Origin of the sequence: Acinetobacter lwoffii (assembly GCF_022809915.1) — a bacterium.
GTDB classification, from domain to species: domain Bacteria; phylum Pseudomonadota; class Gammaproteobacteria; order Pseudomonadales; family Moraxellaceae; genus Acinetobacter; species Acinetobacter lwoffii_M.
In genome coordinates this window covers 1-2,618 of sequence record NZ_JALGQY010000069.1, presented here as the reverse complement: position 1 = coordinate 2,618, position 2,618 = coordinate 1, and the positions used below count along the sequence as shown (strand labels likewise).

Genomic DNA, 2,618 nt, shown 5'->3' with positions numbered 1-2,618 from the left:
ATGGAAAGGATTCATATGCTGCACCTTTAGCTAAAACAGTCTTCAGCTTACCATTCGTGGTTATTTGCAACAGTGCCATCTCGAACGTCTTGCAGAACAGCAAGACGTTGAATTTCTTTGTCAGACATAGTGATCAGCATCTATATTTCATATCCAGTCCATGATGGTTAACCCATCATAAACTAGACATTTTTATTAGTGAGAATATAGACATTTTGAATGGTGAGTAACACTTCAACTTCGTATAACGCCCATTATGTTAAATAGAGGGAAAATCTATTTTTAAAGTGATAAAATTATTGTAGTTATTTTAAGAATAGCTGCTTTTGATACTTGATCATCTATCCTAATTAAAAACTGTTTTTTAATAATTTGGAATATAAATAAGATTTAGTTAAAATTAACATTATTCATATAAATTAACATTATGTATTACATTTACTAATAATTTAAAATAATTAGTAGAAAAAAATTATGTTTTAATTATTTCTTTGATTATATAAATTGAGAGTAAAAAATGATTAATACGGAATTTTCAGAGTGTATTTCTGCATGTACAAACTGTTCACTTATTTGTACTGAATGTGCAACTTCTTGTTTAAAAGAAAAAGATTTAGAGATGATGCGTGAATGTATTCAACGTTGTCTAGAATGTGCAGATATTTGTCAGTTATGTGTGCGTATGCAACAACATAACTCACCTTTCCTCAAAGAGATTTGTGAGCTTTGTGCTAAGATCTGTGAATATTGTGCGGAAGAGTGTGAAAAACATTCACATGATCATTGTAAAAAATGTGCTGAGGCTTGCCGTCAGTGTGCAGAAGAATGTCGAAAAATTGCCATGTAAAATACTTCAATAATGTTAATTATATGGCTCTAGACTAACATAATCATTCTGCTAGTCTTAGAGCCTTTCCTAAAATTAACATAATACACCTTATACGAAATACTTGATATTTATCATTAAATTTCAGTATATTAGATCAAGCCGTTGTGGGGCATAGGGTACCAGAGCGGCTTTTTATTGATTATTTATGTTCCACGCTTAAAATTCGAACAATGTTTCATGATTTTTATAAGTTAAACTAAATTTAGTTGCCAATCCCAATAAGCTATTCACTAACTTGTAAATATCGGTATACCGCCTGACGACTAATCCCAAAAGCTTTCCCTAATGCCATTTTCGATGGATACTTCCCCTCCTTCCATGCTTGTCGTAAAGCTTCAGCTTGGTCAGGCTTTAGTTTATGCACCCGACCTTTGTACTTCCCCTGAGCAGAGGCGAGTTTTATTCCTTCCTTTTGCCGCTCTAAAATGATCTCACGTTCGAACTGTGCAAAAGCACCCATCATTTGAAGCATCAAATTATCCATCGGGGTGGATTCGGCTGTAAAAGTAATATTTTCTTTTACAAACTGGATGGCGATCCCTCGTTTGACCAGTTTATCTACTTCAGTGACCAAATCTTTTAGGCTTCGCGCAAAACGATCCATTGAATGTACAATCACCCTGTCCCCTTCCCGGACATAGTTCAACATTTCCTGAAATTTAGGTCGGTCAGTATTTTTACCTGAAGCACGGTCAACAAAAATCCGGTCGACCTCAATTCCTTCAAGTTGACGTCCAGTGTTTTGCTCGACAGAACTTACCCGGACATACCCTACTTTTTGGCCTTTCACTTTTTCACGCCCCAATTGGATAAAAATGAACAATTTCGTAAATTATAATTCTTTAACACTAAAGTTACATGTTACTTATGATTAAAAATCATTTAAATGATACATAATTTCATGAACTTTCAGATTGTAACTTTAGGGTACACTCTATAGTTACATAAATTTAGATATTAAAAACTTCTCTCCGATAAACCCAGTACGGTTCACTTCATGGCTGATCTTACTGTTTACCAAGGCTTATTAAAATCGTGGAACATTGATCATTTAGAGGTCGTGGAACATGAAAAATCATAAAAAAAAGCCCACCTTGGGGGAGGTTGGGCAAAAAAGGAACTACAGCATTGATTTCTATAGATAATTATAACGCATTTCGCATAAGGTGTATTATGTTAATTTTAGGAATACTTAAAGCTTCCCTATCTTGCTTGTATTCTTTTTAAACTTTATACGAAAGATCTAACAATGTTGTAGCATAAATCTCTGCATTAGCTCTCATACTCTTTTTAGTAATAAAAAATATCCAATAAAAAGGCATAACTATGCTAAGTCCCAAAGTTAGCCAAAAAGCTAATTTTACAGTTTTCGAGAATTCAACCATCTCATTTAACCCATAATTTTCATATGGATAGTGAACTTTAAATAAAATAAAGAGTATAACTAAAATTAAAACACATAGGATAATAGCTACCCACTTCAATCCTAAACTGTTTCGAAAAAACCCATAAGCTATATTCTCGTTCAACAAAATTTTGTATTCATCTCCACGAGTATTATTTCTTAACCAAGTAACAGCTTCATCATATTTTTGATCTGCCTGATCTGGGTCAGTATTTTCTTGTGATAATGAGGGCAAAGATATCTCTGACTTTTGAGCTAGTAACTCATGAATCTTTTCTTTCTTTACTGAACTTAACGTTGAATCTCTATGTCTCAAGAATTGAG

Annotated in this window: 3 protein-coding genes; 1 reads left to right on the top strand and 2 read right to left on the bottom strand. The window is 33.3% G+C overall.

The window, feature by feature from the left end; translation table 11 throughout:
• The first annotated feature begins 517 nt into the window (after positions 1 to 517).
• Positions 518 to 847 (top strand): four-helix bundle copper-binding protein, encoded by a 330-nt coding sequence (locus MTX11_RS16355; RefSeq protein WP_004641881.1) that lies wholly within the window; start codon positions 518 to 520, stop codon positions 845 to 847.
• Positions 848 to 1,112: 265 nt separating this feature from the next.
• On the opposite strand, the gene MTX11_RS16350 is transcribed toward MTX11_RS16355, so the two are convergent.
• Both MTX11_RS16350 and MTX11_RS16345 read right to left on the bottom strand, forming a co-directional pair.
• The gene (locus MTX11_RS16350) at positions 1,113 to 1,679 is read right to left on the bottom strand and encodes a recombinase family protein (RefSeq protein ID WP_000678311.1); all 567 of its coding nucleotides are present in this window, start codon (positions 1,677 to 1,679) and stop codon (positions 1,113 to 1,115) included.
• 433 nt (positions 1,680 to 2,112) lie between these two features.
• A partial coding sequence (locus MTX11_RS16345; protein ID WP_243475601.1) for a hypothetical protein occupies positions 2,113 to 2,618 on the bottom strand: 506 nt, incomplete at its 5' end.